The sequence below is a fragment of the Mycobacterium sp. genome (assembly GCF_032159765.1).
Taxonomy (GTDB): domain Bacteria; phylum Actinomycetota; class Actinomycetes; order Mycobacteriales; family Mycobacteriaceae; genus Mycobacterium.
In genome coordinates this window covers 1-21609 of the sequence record NZ_JAVHWM010000054.1, presented here as the reverse complement: position 1 = coordinate 21609, position 21609 = coordinate 1, and the positions used below count along the sequence as shown (strand labels likewise).

Sequence of the window (21609 nt, the reverse complement as noted above, 5' to 3'; positions counted from 1 at the left end):
CGTTGTTCGCCGATAGGCGTATCGACTGAGTACGACCCGGTCGGAGCCAGTTGCCACAACGAACCCTCGGCGTGGCGGCCGGACCGCCGGTAATGTCAAGCCTGGCCGGAAACCCCGGCCTTGACTGATCGGAGCTGACGGGTGCAGCGGATCATCGTGCGCCTCCTTGGCGTGGCAACCACCACGGCCGCCGCTGTCGTCGTGTCCTCGCTTCCGGGGGCCCATGCGGCCCCGGCTCAGGTGTTCCCCGGAATGGAGATTCGCCAGAACACCAACCTGTGCACTCTCGGATTCGTCGACCCGGGCCTGCGGATCGCAGTGACGGCAGGGCACTGTCGCGGCAACGGAACAGTCACCGACAAAGACGGCAATGTCATCGGCGGCCTGGCGATGTACCGCGACAACACGCCCAACGGGTCGACGGTGTCCACGAAGGATTCGATCAACGACTACGAGGGCATCGCCCTGGCCGGGGACGCCCAGCCGAGCAACGTGATGCCGGGAGGCCGCGCGCTGGTCTCCGACCCCGGCGTCTCCATCGAAAAAGGCCAGGCAGTGTGCCACTTCGGCGTGGCCACCGGGGAGACGTGCGGCACCGTCGAAGCGGTCAACAACGGTTGGTTCACCATGGGGCACGGCATCGTCAGTCAGCAGGGCGATTCGGGAGGTCCCGTCTACGTCACCACGGACGACGGCCGGGCCGTGATCGTCGGCATCTTCAACAGCACCTGGGGCGATTTTCCGGCAGCGGTGTCCTGGAACTCGATCCGGCAGCAGATCTCCGAGGATGTGCACGCTCCGTCCGCGCCGATGGACCAGGCCGCATGGCAGATGAGACCCTGATCCAAGGACCAAACTAGAACGTGTTCCACCGGAGGGATATCCTCCGAGGCGATGAGTTCCGCTGTCCGAACACCTGTCCAGATCGCGTGGGTGACCTCCGACATCGACGCCACCGAGGGCACGCTCACCGCGCTCCTCGGAGCCAAGAAGTGGGTGCGTATCCCGGGCGTGCACTTTGGACCGGACACCTGCACATACCGCGGGCAGCCCGCGGACTTCGTCGCCGACATATCGCTGAGCTACGCCGGGGACACACAGCTCGAACTGATTTCGCCGCAATCAGGGGAGAGTGTCTACAGCGAGTTCCTTCGCGAACGCGGGTCCGGACTACACCACATATGCGTCGAAGCGGACAGCCCTGAGGGTTTGGCGCGGGCGATCGACGAGGCAGCGGCGGCAGGTGCCCCCGCAGTGATGGCCGGCGTCATGCCCGGCGGGCTGGAGTTCGCCTACGTGTCGGCGGCTGACGCCGGCGTGCCGTATCTGGAGATTGCGTTCGTTTCGCCCGAGATGAGGGCGTTCTTCGACTACATCAAGCAGGAGCAGAAGTGACAACAGATATCCCGGCGACACTGCCCGCAGCCGATGTCTCTGACTGGTCTGATGACGTCGACGTGGTGGTGATCGGCTTCGGCATCGCCGGCGGATGTGCCGCGGTGAGCGCGGCCGCGGCGGGCGCACGCGTCCTTGTGCTGGAACGAGCGGCGGCGGCGGGCGGGACGAGTTCGATGGCCGGCGGACACTTCTACCTCGGTGGCGGGACCGCCGTGCAGGAGGCCACCGGGCATTCAGACACTGCCGAGGAGATGTACAAGTACCTCGTCGCGGTGGCCCGCGAACCTGATCACGAGAAGATCCGCGCCTACAGCGAAGGTAGCGTCGAGCACTTTAATTGGCTGGAGGACTTGGGTTTTCAATTCGAGCGCAGCTTCTATCCCGGAAAGGTGGTCGTGCCGCCCGGCACCGAAGGATTGTCGTACACGGGCAACGAAAAGGTCTGGCCGTTCTGCGAGCAGGCCAAGCCCGCGCCGCGCGGGCATTCAGTGCCGGTGCCGGGTGAGCTCGGCGGCGCGGCGATGGTCATCGACCTGCTGGTGAAGCGCGCCGACGACGTGGGCGTAAACATCCGCTACGAGACCGGCGCCACCAACTTGCTACTGCAGGACGGCGCGGTCGTCGGCGTCGCGTGGAAGCACTTCAGCGAAACCGGTGCGGTCAAAGCGAATTCGGTGATCATCGCCGCGGGTGGCTTTGCGATGAACCCCGAGATGGTGGCGCAACACACGCCCGCGCTTGCCCACGAGCGACGCACCAAGCACCACGGCAATGTCGCTCCCTACATTCTGGGAAATCCGCACGATGACGGCTTGGGCATCCGACTCGGCGTCTCGGCCGGCGGAGTCGCCAACGATATGGATCAGCTCTTTATCACTGCGGCCATCTACCCGCCGGAGGTCCTGGTGACCGGCGTGGTCGTGAACAACCTGGGGGAGCGGTTCGTCACCGAAGACTCGTACCACTCTCGCACTTCGGCTTTCGTGTTGGAGCAACCCGACGAGACGGCGTACCTGATCGTCGACGAGGCGCACATGCAGATGCCGGAGATGCCGCTGATCAAGTTCGTCGACGGGTACGAGACGATCGCCGAGATCGAGACCGCGCTCGGGATACCCGTGGGAAAACTCGCTGCAACCCTCGACCGCTACAACAAGAACGCCGCCGGGGGCGAGGATCCAGATTTTCACAAGCAGCCGGAATACGTTGCCGCACAGGATAACGGACCGTGGGCGGTATTCGACCTGTCGTTGGGCCGGGCGATGTATTCGGGCTTCACGATGGGCGGTCTCGTCGTCTCCGTTGACGGCGAGGTGTTGCGTGAGGATGGCAGCGCGATCCCGGGTCTGTATGCCGCCGGTGCGTGCGCGTCCAATATCGCGCAGGATGGCAAGGGCTACTCCAGCGGCACACAGCTGGGGGAGGGGTCGTTCTTCGGGCGCCGCGCCGGAGCGCACGCTGCGAAGCAGCGGGCGACGTAGGCGCGCATCAGACCCCGGGGGGACGCGCGCTGCAAGGCAGCGGCAGGTTACCTAAGCGGGCTGCGGCGCTTCGATGGGGCCGAAGCTCCACTCGCCGTTCCCCAGTAGCCGAAGCGCCTTCTGGTGGTGCTGTTCGACGGCTGGACGGTGGCTGACGCTCACGACGATGCATTCCGGCAGTTCGCTGCAAATGAGTTGGTACAGAGACATTTCCAGTCCCTCATCGAGCGCGGACGTGGCCTCATCCACAAACACCGCTTTGGGCCTGGTCAAGAGAATCCGGGCGAAGGCCACGCGCTGCTGCTCGCCTGCGGACAGGATCTTGGCCCAGTCCGCGACTTCGTCAAGACGGCCCGCAAGGTGTGGTAACGCGACTTTGACCAGCGCGTCATCGATGTGTTCATCCGAAATGTCGCCGGACGCTGAAGGATACGACACGACTGCGCGGAGATCGCCCAACGGGACGTACGGCATCTGCGACAGGAACATCGACTCGTTCCCCTCGTTAGGACAATGCAGTGTGCCGGTCGCGAACGGCCACAGCTGAGCAAGGCTGCGCAGCAGCGTGGTCTTGCCGCTACCCGAGCGGCCGGTGATCACCATGCGATCACCGGTCGAAAGACGCAGATCCACCGGCGAGATCAGTTGCAGGCCAGCCGGAGTACGCACCTCGACGTCCTCGAGCTCAACCGTCTCGTCTTCCGAATCCGTGACGAGAACCGATGGCAGCTCACGCGCGCGGTTGTTCGCCTCCAACAGGCCGTCCAAGCGGATGACAGCAGCCCGGAACGACGCGAACTCGTCGTAGGTGTTGCGGAAGAACGACAACTTGTCGCTGACGGTCGCGAAACCTGTCGCCGTCTGCGTGACGTCGCCAAAAGTGAGCTCCCCGGCGAACATCCGCGGGCCTTGGACCAGCCATGGCAGCGGCACGATCACCTGCGTCACCGACGAGTTCCAGCCCTGGAAGGCGATTGTCCGCCGGACGAAACGGCGATAGTTGTCCACGATCGGCGTAAAGCGGCTCCGTAACTGGACCCGCTCGGCGCGCTCACCCCGGTAGAAGCCGACGGCCTCGGCCGCATCGCGCAGGCGAACCAGCGCATATCGGAAGGCGGCGTTGCACTTCTCGTTGAGATAGCTGTAGTGGATCAACGGGTGCCCGATCCAGAAAGCGACGACGGTACCGATCGCGACGTAGACGATCACGATCCAGAACATCGCTTTCGGCACGGTGATCCCCGCGAACGTCAGCGGTCCGGACAGGTGCCACAAGATCGCGCCGAAGGAGATCACGGACGCAATGGCGTCGATTGCACCGAACAGCAAGGTGTTTCCCGAGTTGTAGGTCGGCTGGTTCGGATGGCCGCCGACGCCCGTGGTGAACACGTCGACGTCCTGCTGGATGCGCTGGTCGGGGTTGTCGATGGTGTCGTCGATGAACCGGCCACGGTAGTACGCGCGACCGTCCAGCCAGTCGGCGGTGACACGGTCGGTCAGCCAGACGCGCCACCTCAGGATGAACCGCTGGGTCAGGTAGATGTCGATCAATACTCGCCCGATGTACAGCGCGGCGAGCGCAGAGAAGATGCCGAGCGACACGTAAAACCCGTGAATGCCCGTGTTGCGGACATACCCGTCGCCGGCTCCGGCGCCCTCGAACGCGACCTGCAAACTGCTGTACAGGTCGTTGGTGAAATAGCTCAAGAGCACGGTGAGTCTCACGCCCGTGATCACCGACAAGAGCAGCGCGGCGAGCATGATCCACACTGGAATCGATTCCCTGCCAACGAAATAACGACCTGTGACCCGCCAGTATTGACGGCCCCACTTGGTCCAGTAGCGGATGGCCGTCAACACGAGGAGAGCGACGGCGGCGGTGACCACCCATGAGACCGCTATCGAGATCAGCGTGTCCACCGGCGCGGCAGCCCAGTCGATCGACGGCTTGAACGGCTTCGGCGGCTCCATCCGGCCTCCTTTTGCTGGCGGCCACCTGGACACGGCCTGCTGTGCGGCTAACTCTCCGGCGAAAGCTACCCGAGCAGAGCGGATTCAGCGGCCACACAACGTTTAGGCTCACGGCCATGAGCAACGACGCCCAGCCGGTGCACGCGGGCCGCCTCATCGCGCGCCGCCTCAAAGCCAGCGGCATCGACACCGTCTTCACGCTCTCCGGCGGTCATCTGTTCTCCTTCTATGACGGTTGCCGCAGCGAGGGCATTCGGTTGGTGGACACCCGGCACGAGCAAACGGCCGCGTTCGCGGCCGAGGGATGGTCCAAGGTGACACGCGTTCCCGGCGTGGCAGCACTGACTGCGGGGCCGGGTGTGACGAATGGCATGAGCGCGATGGGTGCGGCCCAGCAGAATCAATCGCCGTTGGTGGTGCTTGGCGGACGGGCGCCGGCGCTGCGGTGGGGCCAGGGGTCGCTCCAGGAAATCGACCACGTGCCGTTCGTGGCGCCGCTCGCCCGGTTCGCCGCGACGGCAACATCGCCCGAATCCGCCGCGTCACTCGTCGACGACGCGCTGCGGGCCGCAGTCACCGCGCCGTCGGGCGTCGCGTTTGTCGACTTCCCGATGGACTACGTGTTCTCCGAGGCGCCCGATCCCGGACTGCCAGGAGCGCTCGACCGCCTGCCGGCGGGTCTTGCTGCGGACGGCGCCGAAATGGAGCGCGCGGCGGCTCTGCTGGCCACGGCCGAGCGGCCGGTGATCATGGCAGGCACGAACGTGTGGTGGGGACGCGCCGAGTCGGCGCTGCTGCACCTCGCTGAGCGCAGCCGGATTCCGGTGCTGATGAACGGCATGGCGCGTGGTGTCGTGCCCGCCGATCATGAGCTGGCGTTCTCCCGCGCCAGATCCCGCGCGTTGAAGGAGGCCGATGTCGCGCTCGTCGTCGGTGTGCCGATGGATTTTCGGCTGGGGTTCGGCGGCGTGTTCGGCGCCGACACCCAGCTGGTCGTCGCCGACCGTGTCGAACCGGAGCGTCCCCATCCCCGCCTCGTGTCCGCCGCGCTGTACGGCGACCTGTCCGTCGTGATGTCGGGCCTGGGCGAGGCGGCCGCACCTGACCGGGAGGGATGGATCGCTGGTCTTCGGGCTGTCGAGAACGACGCGCGCGATGCTGAGCGGGCTGAGCTCGCCGATCCGCGCGCGCCGTTGCATCCCATGCGGGTGTACGCCGAGCTGGCCCCGATGCTCGACCGCGACGCGATCGTCGTCATCGATGCCGGCGACTTCGGCTCGTATGCCGGGCGGGTGATCGACAGTTACGTGCCCGGTGCGTGGCTGGATAGCGGGCCATTCGGATGCCTCGGCTCGGGCCCGGGTTACGCGCTGGCCGCGAAGTTGGCGCGCCCAGAGCGCCAGGTCGTGCTGTTGCAGGGCGACGGGGCGTTCGGGTTCTCCGGCATGGAATGGGACACGTTGGTACGTCACGACATTCACGTCGTATCGGTGATCGGCAACAATGGAATCTGGGCACTTGAAAAGCACCCCATGGAATCTATCTACGGATATTCGGTGGTCGCGGACCTGCGGCCCGGCACGCGCTACGACGAGGTGGTGCGGGCGCTGGGTGGGCATGGCGAGCTGGTGAGCGCGCCTGCCGAGCTGCGTCCTGCACTCGAGCGGGCGTTTGCCGCAGGCCTGCCGGCGGTGGTGAACGTGCTGACCGATCCGGCGGTCGCATATCCGCGGCGCTCGGTGCTTGCCTGAGATCGGGCCGCGTACCGTTGTGCTGTGGCGAAAGCGAGCAGCACCAAGCCCGGCCGCCTGAGCAGTAAGTTCTGGAAGCTGCTGGGCGCCGGGACCGAGAAAAATCAGAGCCGTTCCCTGGCATTGGTCGAGGCGAGCTCCGAGTTCGACGAGAAGGCCGCCGACCTCGACGACGAGCAGTTGAGCAAGGCCACAGCGCTGCTCGATCTCGAGGAGTTGGCGGGATCCGACGACATCCCTCAGTTCCTCGCGATCGCCCGCGAGGCAGCAGAGCGCAAGACCGGTCTGCGTCCGTTCGACGTGCAGCTTCTCGGCGCGCTGCGGATGCTCGACGGCGACGTCATCGAGATGGCCACCGGCGAGGGCAAGACGCTCTCCGGCGCTATCGCCGCCGCCGGTTACGCGCTGGCCGGGCGCAACGTGCATGTCGTGACGATCAACGACTATCTGGCCCGCCGCGACGCCGAGTGGATGGGTCCGATGATCGAGGCGATGGGCCTGTCGGTCGGCTGGATCACCGCCGACTCGACCGCCAAGGAGCGTCGGGAAGCCTACGAGTCCAACATCACCTACGCGTCGGTCAACGAGATCGGATTCGACGTGCTGCGCGACCAATTGGTCACTGACGTCGACGATCTCGTGTCACCCAACCCCGATGTGGCGCTCATCGACGAGGCCGACTCGGTGCTCGTCGACGAGGCACTGGTGCCCCTGGTGCTGGCAGGCACCACACATCGCGAGACGCCGAAGCAGGACATCATCCAGCTTGTCGGGCAGCTGACGCCCGGTGTCGACTTCGACACCGACGCCGACAGCCGCAACGTGCACCTCACCGAGGTCGGCGCGCAGAAGGTCGAGACGAAACTCGGTGGCATCGACCTGTATTCGGAAGAGCATGTCGGCACCACGCTGACCGAGGTGAACGTCGCACTGCACGCGCACGTGCTGCTGCACAGGGACGTGCACTACATCGTTCGCGACAACGCCGTGCACCTGATCAACGCCTCGCGCGGGCGGATCGCGCAGTTGCAGCGCTGGCCCGACGGCCTGCAGGCGGCGGTCGAAGTGAAGGAAGGCATCGAGACCACCGAAACCGGCGAGGTGCTCGACACGATCACGGTGCAGGCGCTCATCAACCGGTACCCGACCGTGTGCGGCATGACCGGCACCGCGCTGGCCGCAGGCGAGCAGCTGCGCCAGTTCTACAAGCTCGGAGTGTCTCCGATACCGCCGAACACGCCGAACATCCGGGAGGACGAGGCCGACCGGGTGTACATCACGGCCGCGTCCAAGATCGACGCGATCATCGAGCATATCGCGGAGATCCGCGAGACCCGCCAACCGATTTTGATCGGCACACGCGACGTCGCGGAATCCGAAGAGCTGCACGAGCGGTTGACCAAAGCCGGCGTGCCAGCTGTGGTCCTCAACGCGAAGAACGACGCCGAAGAGGCGGCCATCATCGCCGAAGCGGGCACGCTCGGCTCGATCACGGTGTCCACCCAGATGGCCGGGCGCGGCACCGACATCCGGTTGGGCGGGTCCGACGAGGCCGACCACGATGAGGTCGCGGAGCTCGGCGGACTGCACGTCATCGGAACGGGTCGCCACCACACGGAGCGGTTGGACAACCAGTTGCGCGGGCGCGCGGGCAGGCAGGGCGACCCGGGTTCGTCGGTGTTCTTCTCAAGCGCCGAGGACGACGTCGTCGTCGCGAACCTCGAGCCCGGCAAGCTGCCGCTGGAGACCGACGACGACGGCCGCCTGCTCAGCCCCAAGGCCGCCGGTCTGCTGGCCCACGCCCAACGCGTTGCCGAAGGCAAGCTTTTGGACGTGCACGCCAATACGTGGCGGTACAACCAGCTGATCGCACAGCAACGGGCGATCATCGTCGAACGCCGGAACACGTTGCTGCGCAATCCAACTGCGCGAGACGAGCTTGAGGAGAGATCTCCGGACCGGTATGAGGAGCTGGCCGAGGAGCTCAGCGAGGACGACCTGGAGCGGATCTGTCGCGAGATCATGCTCTACCACCTCGACCGCGGCTGGGCCGACCATCTGGCATACCTGGCAGACATTCGCGAAAGCATTCACCTGCGCGCGCTGGGCAGGCAGAACCCGCTCGACGAATTTCACCGAATGGCCGTCGACGCATTCGCCTCCCTGGCAGCCGATGCGATCGAGGCCGCGCAGCAGACGTTCGAGACCGCAGATGTGCTCGAGGAGGAACAGGGGCTCGACCTGTCGAAGCTGGCACGGCCGACGTCGACCTGGACGTACATGGTGCATGACAATCCACTGGCCGACGACACCCTTTCTGCGCTGAGCCTGCCTGGCGTTTTCCGATAGGGTTCGGCCCATGGCTGGGGAGCCGCAGGGCCCGCGACAGACGGCAGCAGCCGCCACTGAGCGCGACCGCGTGATGACGGTGCCCAACATTCTGAGCATCGTGCGGCTCGCGCTTATCCCGGTGTTCCTGTGGCTGTTGCTCGTGGAACACGCCGATGGCTGGGCGACCGGAATTCTGATGTTCTCAGGCGCGTCCGACTGGGCCGACGGAAAGATCGCGCGCCTGATGAACCAGTCGTCGCGGCTGGGCGAGCTGCTGGATCCCGCGGTCGACCGGATCTACATGCTCGTGGTGCCAATCGCGATGGCGCTGGCCGGATTTGTGCCGTGGTGGTTCGTCGGGGTGCTGATCGGCCGGGACGCCGTCCTGGCGGCGACGCTGCCTGTGCTGCGCAGCCGGGGCCTGACCGGCCTGCCGGTCACGTACATCGGCAAGGGCGCGACATTTGCGTTGATGTCAGGATTCCCGCTGATCCTGCTGGGACAGTTCGACGCGTTGTGGAGTCGCGTGGTGCTGGCGATCGGCTGGGGATTTGCGATCTGGGGCATGGCTCTTTATCTGTGGAGCTTCGTCCTCTACATGGTGCAGTTCGTCATGGTGCTGCGGCGCATGCCGAAGGCGCATGCGCGGGAGGGGGATCGGAGCACCCGGGGGAGCGACTCGTGACTGATCCCGCGCTGGGCGGCTACGACCCGCATGCGGGGTTGGCCGCGCACGAAGCCGGTCAGCCGCAGTTCAACCCGGTGCCATCGCTGTTGCGAACCCTCTTGTCTGATCATCTCGACCCTGGCTACGCGGCAGCGGCGCAGCGGGCGGCCACGACCCCGCGGCCGCGGTGGGCGGCGTGGGCCTGGGAAGCCACCGCCGCGCTGCTCATCGCGCTGGTGTTCGCGGCGGCTGTCGCGCAGGCGCGGTCGACGGCGCCGAGCGTTTCGGAGACGCAGCAGGCGTTGTTATCGAGGGTCAGGGCGTCGGGCGCGGTCGCTGACGAGTTGGCAGGCCAACGCGGCCAGCTCACCGACCAGGTCGACGCTCTAAGACGCGCCCAACTAGGAGGTGGCGTCGAGGGCAGGCGTTTGCTGGAGGAACTCGACAAAGAGGGCTACGCCGGTGCGGTCTCGCCGCTGCGGGGGCCCGGGTTGACGGTGTCGCTGACTGATCCCGGGGTTTCCCCCGATCTGACTGACGTGTCGAAGGGCCGGATACCGGGCAGTCGGCAGGTGGTTCTGGATCGTGACCTGCAGCTGGTGGTGAACTCGTTATGGGCGAGCGGCGCCGAGGCCGTCGCCGCGGGAGGGGTCAGGATCGGACCGAACGCGACGATCCGTCAGGCCGGCGGCGCCATCCTGGTCGATAATCAGCCGATCAGCAGCCCGTATGTGGTCGTCGCGATCGGGCCGGCGCATGCGATGCAGGACGCGTTCGAACGCAGCGACGGCTACCGGCGGATGCAGTTGCTGGGCGCCACCTACGGGGTGGCCGCCGACATCAAGGTCGGCGAATCGCTCACGGTGCCCGCAGGCAGTCCGCGTGAAGTGAAGTACGCCAGACCGATGGGCCGGTAAACCGGTAAAGAGGACGGGGGAAGCATGATTGGCATCGCCGCACTGGTCGTGGGCATCGTCTTGGGCCTCGTCTTTCACCCGAGCGTGCCTGAGGCGGTGCAGCCCTACCTTCCCATCGCCGTGGTGGCGGCATTGGACGCCGTGTTCGGCGGCTTGCGCGCCTACCTGGACCGGATCTTCGACTCCAAGGTGTTCGTGATCTCGTTTGTCTTCAACGTGCTCGTGGCCGCCCTCATCGTGTATCTCGGCGATCAACTCGGGGTGGGAACACAGCTGTCGACGGCGATCATCGTGGTGTTGGGCATCCGCATCTTCGGCAACGCGGCGGCGTTGCGGCGCAAGCTGTTTGGGGCGTGACACGTGAGCATCGAGCACGGCAGGCATGAGCTCTCCACGGGTGCCACACCGCAACAAATCGGTCATGTGCGACCGCGCGCCAAGCTGCGCGCGCAACGACCGACGGTGTTCGGAGTGCTCGCCGTGGTGCTGTGCCTGCTGCTCGGCGGCGCGATCGCAACTCAGGTGAGGCGCACGGAATCCGGCGATGCGCTGGAATCCGCCCGGCCGGCCGATCTCGTGGTGCTGCTCGATTCGCTGCGGCAGCGCGAAGCATCGTTGAACAACCAGATCGCCGACCTGCAGCGAACCTTAGATGCCCTTAAGGCGTCGGGCACCGACGATCAGGCCGCGATCGCCGATGCCCAGAGCCGCCTGAACGCGCTGTCGATCCTTGTCGGCACGGTGGCGGCAACGGGACCTGGCGTCACCCTCACGATCGGCGACGCGGCCGGTGGCGTCTCGCCCGAGATCATGATCGATGTCATCAACGAACTGCGGGCGGCGGGGGCCGAGGCGATGGAGGTGAGTGCCGGTGCCGTCGCTGTGCGGGTGGGGGTCGACACCTCGGCGGTCGGCAGTCCCCGTGCGCTGTCGATCGACGGCCAGACGCTCAGCCCGCCGTATTCCGTTAAGGCCATTGGGGATCCCCCGACCTTGGCCGCGGCACTGAATATCCCCGGAGGTGCCGTCGACAGCGTCGAGCGGGTAGGCGCGACCATCGACGTGCGGCAGTCGGACACCATCGACATCACGGCCTTGCGGCAACCAAAACCCCGCCAATACGCTCAGCCCGTCAAGTGAGAAAACTGCGAGGAGTCCCGTGAGCGAAATCCCAGCTGACCTGCACTACACCGCCGAACACGAGTGGGTTCGCCGCACGGCAGACGACGCCGTCCGAGTCGGAATCACCGACTTTGCGCAGTCGTCACTGGGGGACGTGGTGTTCGTGCAGCTACCCGAGGTCGGTGCCGAAGTCACCGCGGGCCAGACCTTCGGCGAGGTGGAATCCACCAAATCAGTTTCGGATCTGTACGCGCCCGTGTCGGCGAAAGTGGTTGCGGTCAATGGTGATCTGGATGCCAGTCCGCAGCTGGTGAACTCCGAGCCGTATGGCGAGGGTTGGCTGGTGGAGCTGTCGGCGGACGCCGGGGCACTCGATGAAGGCATCGATGCTCTGCTGGACGCCGACGGCTACCGGGACACGATTACCGAATGACCGGATTGTTAGGGTTGCGCGACCGAGTCTGCGGCGCACCACGCGCGATCCTCATACGATCAGGGCAATCACAACCAGCGAGGCCGCAGGGTACGGTCATAGGAGCAGGGCGCGGGTGGGCTCGACAACAGCGCGGTACCCGCGGCGACAGAGAAAACGCCGCCAGAGCAGCCAAAAGGAGCATCGGGTGACCGACAAAGACAACGACCAGACGTCTGATGAAGTCACCGTGGAGACGACCTCCGTTTTTCGCGCAGACTTCCTCAATGAGCTGGACGCACCGGCCCAGACGACCCCCGAGCCCGCCCCGGGGGTCGACCTACTGCCGCAGGGGTCAGCCCTGCTCGTCGTCAAGCGCGGCCCGAATGCGGGCTCGCGTTTCCTGCTGGACCAGGCGGCCACATCGGCGGGCCGCCACCCCGACAGCGACATTTTTCTCGATGATGTAACCGTGAGCCGTCGGCATGCTGAGTTCCGTCTGGAAGGCCCGGATTTCCAGGTGGTCGATGTGGGAAGTCTCAACGGCACGTACGTCAACCGTGAACCAGTGGACTCCGCGGTGCTGGCCAACGGCGACGAGGTGCAGATCGGCAAATTCCGACTGGTATTCCTCACCGGCCCCAAGGGCGACGACAGCGAGACCGGATCCGGGTAGGCCGATGGCCGACGAGCGCGACATCTAGATGACAGCCCCCGGCAGGCCCGCGCTTTCCGGCATGTCGATCGGAGCGGTGCTCGACCTGCTTCGACCGGCCTTCCCCGACGTCACGATCTCCAAGATCCGGTTTCTGGAGGCGGAAGGGCTTGTCACGCCGCAGCGCAGCCCGTCCGGCTATCGGCGGTTCACTGCTTACGACTGCGCCAGACTGCGCTACATCCTGACCGCACAGCGTGACCACTACCTGCCGTTGAAGGTCATCAAGGATCAACTCGACGCCCAACCCGACGGTGAGCTGCCCGAGATGGCCGGGTTCGCCTTTGCCACACCACGATTGGTGACCGTCTCGAACGAGAACCAGTCAGACCACGACCACCCGATGTCCCCGGCGGGAGCCACGGCGCCACCCGCACGGCTGAGCCGCGAGGATCTTCTGAAGCGCGCCGGCGTCGATGACGAACTGCTCACCGCCCTGACGCGAGCAGGCGTCGTCATCGCGGGCAGAGCGGGGCTGTTCGATGAGCAGGACGTGATCATCCTGCAGTGCGCGAAGGCGCTGGCCGAGTTCGGTGTGGAGCCGCGGCACCTGCGGGCATTCCGGTCCGCGGCGGACAGACAGTCTGATCTGATCGCCCAGATCGCAGGCCCAGTGGGCAAGGGGGGCAAGACAGGTGCCCGCGACCGCGCCGACGACTTGGCCCGCGAGGTCGCATCGCTGGCAATCACCTTGCACACGGCCTTGGTCAAGTCGGCGGTGCGCGACGTTCTCGACCGCTGAGGATTAGACTGACCACGGAGCGGCTCGAACAGTTGCGAGCTGACTTCATGCGTCCGAAGGGCAGGCACACATGGGTGAGGTACGTGTCGTCGGAATACGTGTCGAGCAACCGCAAAACCAACCGGTATTGCTGCTGCGCGAGGCCAACGGCGATCGTTACCTGCCCATCTGGATCGGCCAGTCGGAGGCGGCCGCTATCGCGCTCGAGCAGCAGGGCGTGGAGCCGGCCAGGCCCCTCACTCACGATCTGATCCGAGATGTGATTGCCGCACTTGGGCATTCACTCAAGGAGGTGCGGATCGTCGACCTGCAGGAAGGCACGTTCTACGCCGACCTGATCTTCGACCGCAACGTCAAGGTGTCGGCACGGCCGTCGGACTCGGTGGCGATCGCGCTGCGCGTGGGCGTGCCGATCTACGTCGAAGAAGCAGTGCTCGCCGAGGCCGGACTGCTGATCCCCGACGAAAACGATGACGAGGCCACTGGGGCCGTTCGCGAGGAGGAGGTCGAGAAATTTAAAGAGTTTCTCGACAGCGTGTCACCCGATGACTTCAAGGCGACGTGACGACCCGACATCACGGATGCGTCAAGGCGCCCCGACACGCGGGCGCGGGTCACGTCGACGGGTCCTCGAAACCGCAATAATTTTCGTGCGACGGCAGGCACAGTGGCCCGCCCGACAGCGTATGCTCGAGCAACTCGAGCCGTTGCGCGAACGATGGCCAGTCGGAAGCAACGCGACAGGCGGGAGGTAGCACGGTGGATGATCGTCCACAGCAAGAGCACCTGGACCTGGACCCGGGCAGCGCTGAGGTGACGCGCAGCAGCGCGCCAACGGAGCCGGTGCAGCCGGGGTTGTTCCCTGACGACTCGATTCCCGACGAACTCGTCGGCTATCGCGGACCAAGTGCGTGCCAGATCGCGGGCATCACCTATCGCCAGCTCGACTACTGGGCACGCACGTCGCTGGTAGTGCCCTCGATCCGCAGCGCCGCCGGCTCGGGCAGTCAGCGCTTGTATTCCTTCAAGGACATCCTGGTCCTCAAGATCGTCAAACGGCTGCTCGACACAGGCATCTCGTTGCAGAACATCCGGGTCGCAGTTGACCATCTGCGGCAGCGGGGCGTGCAGGATCTGGCCAACATCACGCTGTTCTCCGACGGCACCACGGTGTACGAGTGCACGTCCGCAGAAGAGGTCGTCGACCTGTTGCAGGGCGGGCAGGGCGTGTTCGGCATCGCCGTCAGCGGCGCGATGCGCGAACTGACCGGTGCGATCGCCGATTTCCCCGGCGAACGCGCCGACGGTGGCGAGTCGATCGCCACCCCCGAGGATGAGCTGGCCAGCAGGCGCAAGACCCGCGACCGCAAGATCGGCTGACGCCGGCCGCACGGTAAACTCGACTGCGCATCGCCCGGCAGCGGGAGAGTCCGTGGCCGCCAGCCACGGACGCCGAAGGAGCAACACCTCTCCGTCAACCTCTCAGGCACCAGGACCGCGCCGGGACGTGATGCCTCTGAAAAGTGGTGATGGCCATCGGTCATCACCCGCCGATGGGGAAAGGCGCGAGCCGAATCTCTCAGGCGCCCGGCGAGGGTGAAGACAGAGGGGGAGGACGAGCCGCCCTCTGCCGTCAGGAGCCCGCCCATGTCTCTGAAATCCACGTTCGCCGACCGTCACATCGGACCCGCGGCCGACGAGATCGCCGCGATGCTCGCCGTCATCGGAGTCGATTCACTCGACGAGCTGGCCGCCAAAGCGGTGCCCACCAAGATCTTCGACGCGCTGCAGGGTGATATGGCGCCCGGTCTCGATGAGCTGCCTCCCGCGGCCACCGAGGACGAGGCGCTTACCGAGCTGCGAAACCTGGCCGACACCAACACCGTTGCGGTGTCGATGATCGGTCAAGGATATTTCGACACCCTGACGCCAGCGGTATTGCGCCGCAACATTGTTGAGAACCCCGCGTGGTACACCGCTTACACGCCCTACCAGCCGGAGATCAGCCAGGGCAGGCTCGAGGCGCTGCTGAACTTCCAAACGATGATCGCCGACTTGACCGGTCTCGACATCGCGAACGCGTCGATGCTCGACGAGGGCACCGCCGCGGCGGAGGCGATGACGCTGATGCACCGGGCGACCCGCGGCTCGTCGAACCGACTCGCCGTCGACGCCGACATCTATCGGCAGACAGCCGCCATCATCGCCACACGCGCAGAGCCGTTGGGTATCGAGATCGTCACCGCGGACCTGAGCGACGGCTTACCCGACGGGGAATTCTTCGGCGTGATCGCGCAGCTTCCCGGCGCCAGCGGCGCGCTCGTCGACTGGTCCTCGCTGGTGATCCAGGCCCACAAGCGTGGCGCGCTGGTGGCGATCGGCGCCGACCTGTTGGCGCTGACGATGGTCACACCGCCTGGCGAAGTGGGCGCCGACGTCGCGTTCGGCAGCTCCCAACGCTTCGGCGTGCCAATGGGTTTCGGTGGCCCGCACGCCGGATACCTTGCCGTGCACAGCTCGCATGCGCGCCAGTTGCCCGGGCGCCTGGTGGGCGTGTCAATGGACGCCGACGGAGCGCCCGCGTACCGGCTGTCGTTGCAGACCCGCGAGCAGCACATCCGCCGGGACAAGGCGACCAGCAACATCTGCACCGCGCAGGTGCTGCTTGCGGTGCTTGCCGCGATGTACGCCAGCTATCACGGTGCCGACGGGCTGACGGCGATCGCCCGGCGCACGCACCACCACGCCCTCGCTTTCGCCGCTGGGCTGTCGGCGGCCGGCATCGAGGTCGTGCATCAATCGTTCTTCGACACCGTGCTTGCCCGGGTACCCGGCCGTGCCGCAGAGATCCGGGATGCCGCAAAGGACCGCGGCATCAACATCTGGCTCGTCGACGACGACCACGTGTCGGTGTCGTGCGACGAAGCAACGACGCAGCGCCACATCGGTGATCTGCTCGACGCATTCGGCGCCTCCCCGGCAGACTCGGCATTCGACGGGCCTGACATCGCCACGCGCACAAGCGACTTCCTGACTCACCCGGCGTTCACCCGCTACCGTACCGAAACCGAGATGATGCGCTATCTGCGTGCGCTGGCCGACAAGGACATCGCGTTGGACCGCAGCATGATTCCGCTCGGGTCGTGCACGATGAAGCTCAACGCGGCCGCAGAGATGGAGGCGATCACCTGGCCGGAGTTCGCCCGCCAGCACCCCTTCGCGCCCGCGGCTGACACGCCGGGGCTGCGGCGCATGATCTCCGATCTCGAAGGCTGGCTGGCGCAGATGACCGGGTATGACGCGGTGTCCCTGCAGCCCAACGCCGGCTCGCAGGGCGAGTACGCCGGGCTGCTCGCGATCCGCGCCTATCACGCCGATCGCGGTGAGCCGCACCGAAACGTGTGCCTGATTCCGTCCAGCGCGCACGGCACGAACGCCGCGTCGGCCGCGATGGCAGGGATGCGCGTCGTCGTCGTGGCCTGCCGGGCCAACGGCGACGTGGACCTCGACGATCTGCGCGCGAAGACCGCCGAGCATGCCGACGACCTTGCGGCGCTGATGATCACGTACCCGTCCACTCATGGCGTGTTCGAACACGATGTCGCTGAGATCTGCGCGGCTGTGCACGACGCGGGCGGGCAGGTGTACGTCGACGGCGCGAATCTCAATGCGCTTGTGGGACTTGCGCGTCCAGGTCATTTCGGGGGCGATGTCAGCCACCTGAACCTGCACAAGACGTTCTGCATCCCGCACGGCGGAGGCGGTCCTGGAGTGGGACCTGTCGCCGTTCGTGAGCACCTGCGGGCGTACCTGCCAGGACATCCGTATGCCGCCGAGCTCGGCGACGAGCGCACAGTGTCCTCGGCGCCCTACGGTTCCGCGTCGATCCTGCCGATCACGTGGGCGTACATCCGGATGATGGGTGCGGGCGGGCTGCGCGCGGCGTCGCTGACGGCAATCGCGTCGGCCAACTACATCGCCCGTCGTCTCGACGAGTACTACCCCGTCCTGTACACCGGCGAGAACGGCATGGTGGCACACGAGTGCATTCTGGATCTGCGCGGGATCACCAAGTCCACCGGCGTCACCGTCGACGATGTGGCAAAACGGTTGGCGGACTTCGGGTTCCATGCGCCCACCATGAGCTTCCCGGTGGCAGGCACCTTGATGGTCGAGCCTACAGAGAGCGAGAGCCTGGCCGAGGTCGACGCGTTCTGCGACGCGATGATCGCGATCCGGGGCGAGATCGACAGGGTGGGCTCCGGCGAATGGTCCGCCGACGACAATCCGCTGCGGGGGGCGCCGCACACGGCGGCGTGCCTGCTGGTGGACAAGTGGGAGCATCCCTATACCAGGGAGCAGGCGGCCTACCCCCTCGGTCGCGGATTTCGACAGAAGGTGTGGCCACCGGTGCGGCGCATCGACGGCGCATACGGCGACCGGAATCTGATCTGTTCCTGCCCGCCTGTGGAGGCGTTCGCCTGACGCTCAGCCGAGGAACGTCGTCAGAGCCGCACCCAACTCCTGCGAGTCCGACGTAGCGAGGTTCTGATAGGTGCCACCCGACGTCTGCGCCACGGCTTCCCATGTCGCGCGGTCGGGGTCCGACCCGAAGTCGATGACGTTGATCGCCACGGGCCGTGCGGGATCGAACGTCTTGCGCACGTAGTCCTGCAGACCTGCGCTGTCGAGACTGCGGTCGGTGTGTGGGCCGGCAGTGATCACCAGCACGGAGTTCTTCATGCCCGTTCGGTAGCCGGCCAGCGCGCTGTCATAGATCATCGGCAGCGTCGTGAACGACACGGCGCCGCCGCCTGACGAGAACTGTTTGTCCAGTGCGGCATTGAGGGCTCCCGACCGGGGCTGGCCGTTGACCTGATCGGACAGCGGCCCGGTGGGCACCTCGGATCGCCCCTCGACCCCGTCGAACGTCCACAGGCCCACGACCGCGCTCGGCGGTAGTGCCGCGAGTCGGCTCCGCAGCGCTGCAACGACATTCGCCAGCCGAGTCTTGCCGCCCTCCTGCATAGGCATCGACTGGTCGAGCATGATCGTGACCGCCGATGCCCCCGACGGTGTGGACACCGCGTCGGCGAGGTTCACGCGTGCCGTGTCGTCGCCGATGGAAAGGGTCGTGGACAGTGCGGAAAATCCCGTCACATCGCTCTTTGGCAGCGTCGCGTTGCCCGCGCGAAAGCCCGCCTTCGCGAGTTCGGCGAGCTGATCGCCTTTCTGCAGGAACCGCTTGAACTCGTTGGCGGCGGACAGCTGGTCTTCGTTCAGCCAATCGCCGGCCAACGATGCCATCGGATAGTCGGCAAGCGCGGTCGGCCCCGACGGCAACCACGCGGCCACCATGTTTTTCGCGTCCGGCAGGCTCGTCGACCGCTGGTAGAGCTGCTGTTCGGTGACGACGACGGCGTGCACCGGAGCGACGGCCGGATCGCCGTTCGCCAGCAGCGCGTCCAGCGCCGTCGGCAATCTGGAATCGGGCAGCTTGGGCTGCGCGCCGATCAGCGCGTTGACGGCGGGCAGGCCGGCTGACGCGGGCGCATTCGGCGGCGCCGACTCCGACGCGACGGCCTCTGCCGCCAGATATGTCGCATCGGCGTTGCTGGCCGTCGGCAATGCCAGCCGCAATGATCCCCACCCCGGCATGTTGGTGGTGTCGAGCGAAACCGGGTTGGTCTGCATTCCAGGCAGCGCACCCCAATTCTTGTCCGTGAGAGCGGGTTTGAGCTGAGGCTTGATCGCCAGCAGTACAGGCGAGCTGACCAGCGACGGGCTGTCCGTAATGATCTTCGGGCCTGCCGACGCGCGCAGCCTGGCGGTCGCGATCGAGCTCGCGGGAATCCACAACGCGGGTTGCTGACCAAGATCGCTCGTCGGCCATTTCCCGTCGAACCCGGCGATCACGTCGTCGGAACTTGCCGCCCTGACATCGAGCTTGACGCAGTGATCGCCGATCGGTCCTGCCGACTTGTTGTAGCGATCGGCGAGGTCGCGGATGTTGTCGGCGATCGACGGGTCGACGACGACGCCGACCGGCACCTCGGCGGCAGTGCACCGTGCCGCGGCGGCGTCGGAGCGGCTTGACAGCGCATTGCCGAAGAACCGCCAGAAAATGATCGCGCCCACCAGGATGACCACCACGGCAAGGGCGACGATCACGCCGACGCTCACGCCGCGACGTTTGACTTCCGCGCTGCGGTGGCCGCCCTGCCAGGAGCCGTCGGCGACGTGGCCCGTGGAGATGCGGGCCGTGGTCTGGTCGTCGGCGGGCAGCGGAGGCGGGGTCAGCGGCGGCGCCGGGGCCAGCGGCTCGGGACCCTCGCCGATCGGAGGATCGTGGGGTTCCCACGACAGCTCGGGCGGCTCGGCCGGCTCGGGAGGGACGGGAGGGACCGCGTCAAACGGCTCGTCGGCGTTGTCGTCAGGGCCGGGAATGCTGTGCCTACCCATGCCCCGCGCGTCCTTTCATTGGGCTGCTGCCGTTGGCCGCAGTCTAGTCAATCCCGTGGTCAAGCCTATTTGAGCTGATTACGCGTCGCGCTGCAGTCTCCTCTTCGCGCGAGCGCTCATCGGCCGCTTTTGGCCTCGCGTCGGCGGCGATGCAGTATCGGCTCGGTGTAGCCGTTGGGTTGTTGGGTGCCGGACAGGATCAGGTCCTGGGCGGCGAGGAACGCGATGCTGTCGTCGAAGTTCGGGGCCATCGGCTTGTAGTTCGCGTCGCCCGCGTTCTGCCCGTCGACGACCGGCGCCATCCGCTCCAGGCTGGCCCGCACGTCTTCGGCGGTGATGACGCCGTGCTTGAGCCAGTTCGCCAGCAGCTGGCTGGAGATGCGCAGCGTCGCGCGATCTTCCATCAGCGCGGTGTTGTGGATGTCGGGCACCTTCGAACAGCCGACGCCCTCGTCGATCCAGCGCACCACGTAACCGAGGATGGACTGGCAGTTGTTGTCGACCTCTTCGCGAATCTCCTCAGGGGCCCAGGCCAGCTCCTTGGCCAGGGGGATGGTGAGCAGCTGCTCCATCGTGGCCCGCGGGCCGTTGGCCGCAAGTTCCTTCTGGACCTCGCCGACGTCGACGTAGTGATAGTGCATGGCGTGCAGCGTGGCTGCGGTCGGTGACGGCACCCAGGCCGTGGTGGCTCCCGCCTTGGGCTGGCCGATCTTCTGCTCGACCATGTCGGCCATCAGCTCCGTCATCGCCCACATGCCCTTGCCGATCTGGGCGTGCCCGGGCAGTCCGGTGGCCAGGCCGACGTCGACGTTGTTGTCCTCGTAGGCCAGAATCCAGGGCTGGCTTTTCATCGACGCCTTGCGGACCATCGGCCCGGCCTCCATCGAGGTGTGGATCTCGTCGCCCGTGCGGTCCAGGAAGCCGGTGTTGATGAACACCACCCGGTCCGCGGCCGCCTTGATACAGGCCTTCAGGTTGACGGTGGTGCGGCGTTCTTCGTCCATGATGCCGACCTTGATCGTGGACTGCGGCAGGCCGAGCACGTCCTCGACGCGGCTGAACAGCTCGACGGTGAACGCGACCTCGTCGGGTCCGTGCATCTTCGGCTTGACGATGTAGATCGACCCCGCACGGCTGTTGACCATCGGGCCGTTGCCGTCGCCCGAGCGCAGCCCGTGGATCGCGATCAGGCTGGTGAACAGCGCGTCCATCAGGCCCTCGAAGACTTCGGCGCCATCGACTCCGTTGTCATCCAAGACGATGGCGTCGTTGGTCATCAGGTGGCCGACGTTGCGGACGAACATCAGGCTGCGACCCGGAAGGGTGAACTCGCCGCCGTCGGGCGCGGTGTAGCTGCGGTCGTCGTGCAGCGTCCGGGTGAACGTCTTGCCACCTTTGGCGACCTCTTCGGCGAGGTCGCCCTTGTTGAGTCCGAGCCAATTGCGGTAGCCCAGCACCTTGTCGTCGGCGTCCACGGCGGCCACCGAGTCCTCGAAGTCCATGATCGTGGTGACCGCGGACTCGAGAAAGACGTCCTTGATGCCCGCCCGGTCGGTCTTGCCGATGGACGACTCGGGGTCGACGAGGATCTCGAGGTGCAGGCCGTTGTTCACCAGCAGGATCGACCACTGGGGCGAGCC

Annotated in this window: 18 protein-coding genes and 2 riboswitches; of the genes, 15 read left to right on the top strand and 3 right to left on the bottom strand. The window is 66.2% G+C overall.

Features of this window, described 5'->3' with window-relative positions; genetic code table 11:
* Nucleotides 1-153 precede the first annotated feature (153 nt).
* Genes QOH60_RS05660 through QOH60_RS05650 form a run of 3 tightly spaced genes read left to right on the top strand, consistent with a single transcriptional unit; the run spans nucleotide 154 to nucleotide 2879 of the window.
* Entirely contained in the window at nucleotides 154-843 is a 690-nt protein-coding gene (locus tag QOH60_RS05660) for an Rv1815 family serine proteinase (protein ID WP_526417999.1), read from the top strand.
* Nucleotides 844-894: 51 nt separating this feature from the next.
* A complete protein-coding gene (locus QOH60_RS05655; protein ID WP_526417997.1) occupies nucleotides 895-1395 on the top strand; it encodes a VOC family protein in 501 nt (166 codons plus the stop codon).
* The gene (locus QOH60_RS05650) at nucleotides 1392-2879 is read left to right on the top strand and encodes an FAD-binding protein (RefSeq protein ID WP_526417995.1); all 1488 of its coding nucleotides are present in this window, start codon (nucleotides 1392-1394) and stop codon (nucleotides 2877-2879) included. The genes QOH60_RS05655 and QOH60_RS05650 overlap by 4 nt, the downstream gene beginning before the upstream one ends.
* 51 nt (nucleotides 2880-2930) lie before the next feature.
* Here the strand turns inward: QOH60_RS05650 and QOH60_RS05645 are convergent, their stop codons facing one another.
* Entirely contained in the window at nucleotides 2931-4850 is a 1920-nt protein-coding gene (locus QOH60_RS05645; protein ID WP_526417993.1) for an ABC transporter ATP-binding protein/permease, read from the bottom strand.
* Between the two features lie 116 nt (nucleotides 4851-4966).
* On the opposite strand from QOH60_RS05645, the gene QOH60_RS05640 reads away from it, so the two are divergent.
* The 12 genes from QOH60_RS05640 (at nucleotide 4967) to gcvP (ending at nucleotide 17992) form a co-directional block, all read left to right on the top strand.
* Nucleotides 4967-6601 (top strand): acetolactate synthase, encoded by a 1635-nt coding sequence (locus QOH60_RS05640; protein ID WP_526417991.1) that lies wholly within the window; start codon nucleotides 4967-4969, stop codon nucleotides 6599-6601.
* Nucleotides 6602-6625: 24 nt separating this feature from the next.
* Nucleotides 6626-8950 carry an accessory Sec system translocase SecA2 gene (gene secA2, locus QOH60_RS05635; protein WP_526417989.1) on the top strand — a complete coding sequence of 775 codons (2325 nt, stop codon included), beginning with the start codon at nucleotides 6626-6628 and terminating at the stop codon, nucleotides 8948-8950.
* 10 nt (nucleotides 8951-8960) lie between these two features.
* The gene (locus tag QOH60_RS05630; RefSeq protein ID WP_526417987.1) at nucleotides 8961-9617 is read left to right on the top strand and encodes a CDP-alcohol phosphatidyltransferase family protein; all 657 of its coding nucleotides are present in this window, start codon (nucleotides 8961-8963) and stop codon (nucleotides 9615-9617) included.
* The gene (locus QOH60_RS05625) at nucleotides 9614-10516 is read left to right on the top strand and encodes a DUF881 domain-containing protein (protein WP_526417985.1); all 903 of its coding nucleotides are present in this window, start codon (nucleotides 9614-9616) and stop codon (nucleotides 10514-10516) included. The genes QOH60_RS05630 and QOH60_RS05625 overlap by 4 nt, the downstream gene beginning before the upstream one ends.
* A 24-nt stretch (nucleotides 10517-10540) precedes the next feature.
* Complete coding sequence (locus QOH60_RS05620) at nucleotides 10541-10873, top strand: small basic family protein (protein ID WP_526417983.1); 333 nt, start codon at nucleotides 10541-10543, stop codon at nucleotides 10871-10873.
* A 3-nt stretch (nucleotides 10874-10876) separates the two neighbouring features.
* Nucleotides 10877-11656, top strand: a complete 780-nt coding sequence (locus tag QOH60_RS05615) for a DUF881 domain-containing protein (RefSeq protein ID WP_526417981.1) — start codon at nucleotides 10877-10879, stop codon at nucleotides 11654-11656.
* 19 nt (nucleotides 11657-11675) lie between these two features.
* Nucleotides 11676-12071 (top strand): glycine cleavage system protein GcvH, encoded by a 396-nt coding sequence (gene gcvH / locus QOH60_RS05610; protein WP_526417979.1) that lies wholly within the window; start codon nucleotides 11676-11678, stop codon nucleotides 12069-12071.
* Between the two features lie 187 nt (nucleotides 12072-12258).
* Entirely contained in the window at nucleotides 12259-12726 is a 468-nt protein-coding gene (gene garA / locus QOH60_RS05605; protein ID WP_526417976.1) for a glycogen accumulation regulator GarA, read from the top strand.
* Nucleotides 12727-12754: 28 nt separating this feature from the next.
* Complete coding sequence (gene ftsR, locus QOH60_RS05600) at nucleotides 12755-13507, top strand: transcriptional regulator FtsR (RefSeq protein WP_526417974.1); 753 nt, start codon at nucleotides 12755-12757, stop codon at nucleotides 13505-13507.
* A 70-nt stretch (nucleotides 13508-13577) separates the two neighbouring features.
* Complete coding sequence (locus QOH60_RS05595; protein WP_526417972.1) at nucleotides 13578-14072, top strand: bifunctional nuclease family protein; 495 nt, start codon at nucleotides 13578-13580, stop codon at nucleotides 14070-14072.
* A 194-nt stretch (nucleotides 14073-14266) separates the two neighbouring features.
* Entirely contained in the window at nucleotides 14267-14887 is a 621-nt protein-coding gene (locus QOH60_RS05590; RefSeq protein ID WP_526417970.1) for a MerR family transcriptional regulator, read from the top strand.
* A 31-nt stretch (nucleotides 14888-14918) separates the two neighbouring features.
* Nucleotides 14919-15015: riboswitch (glycine riboswitch) on the top strand.
* Nucleotides 15016-15123: riboswitch (glycine riboswitch) on the top strand.
* 31 nt (nucleotides 15124-15154) lie between these two features.
* Nucleotides 15155-17992, top strand: a complete 2838-nt coding sequence (gene gcvP, locus QOH60_RS05585; protein ID WP_526417968.1) for an aminomethyl-transferring glycine dehydrogenase — start codon at nucleotides 15155-15157, stop codon at nucleotides 17990-17992.
* 3 nt (nucleotides 17993-17995) lie between these two features.
* Here the strand turns inward: gcvP and QOH60_RS05580 are convergent, their stop codons facing one another.
* Both QOH60_RS05580 and QOH60_RS05575 read right to left on the bottom strand, forming a co-directional pair.
* Complete coding sequence (locus QOH60_RS05580; protein ID WP_526417966.1) at nucleotides 17996-19969, bottom strand: vWA domain-containing protein; 1974 nt, start codon at nucleotides 19967-19969, stop codon at nucleotides 17996-17998.
* A gap of 116 nt (nucleotides 19970-20085) precedes the next feature.
* On the bottom strand, nucleotides 20086-21609 hold a 1524-nt coding region (locus QOH60_RS05575; protein ID WP_526417964.1), incomplete at its 5' end, for a malate synthase G.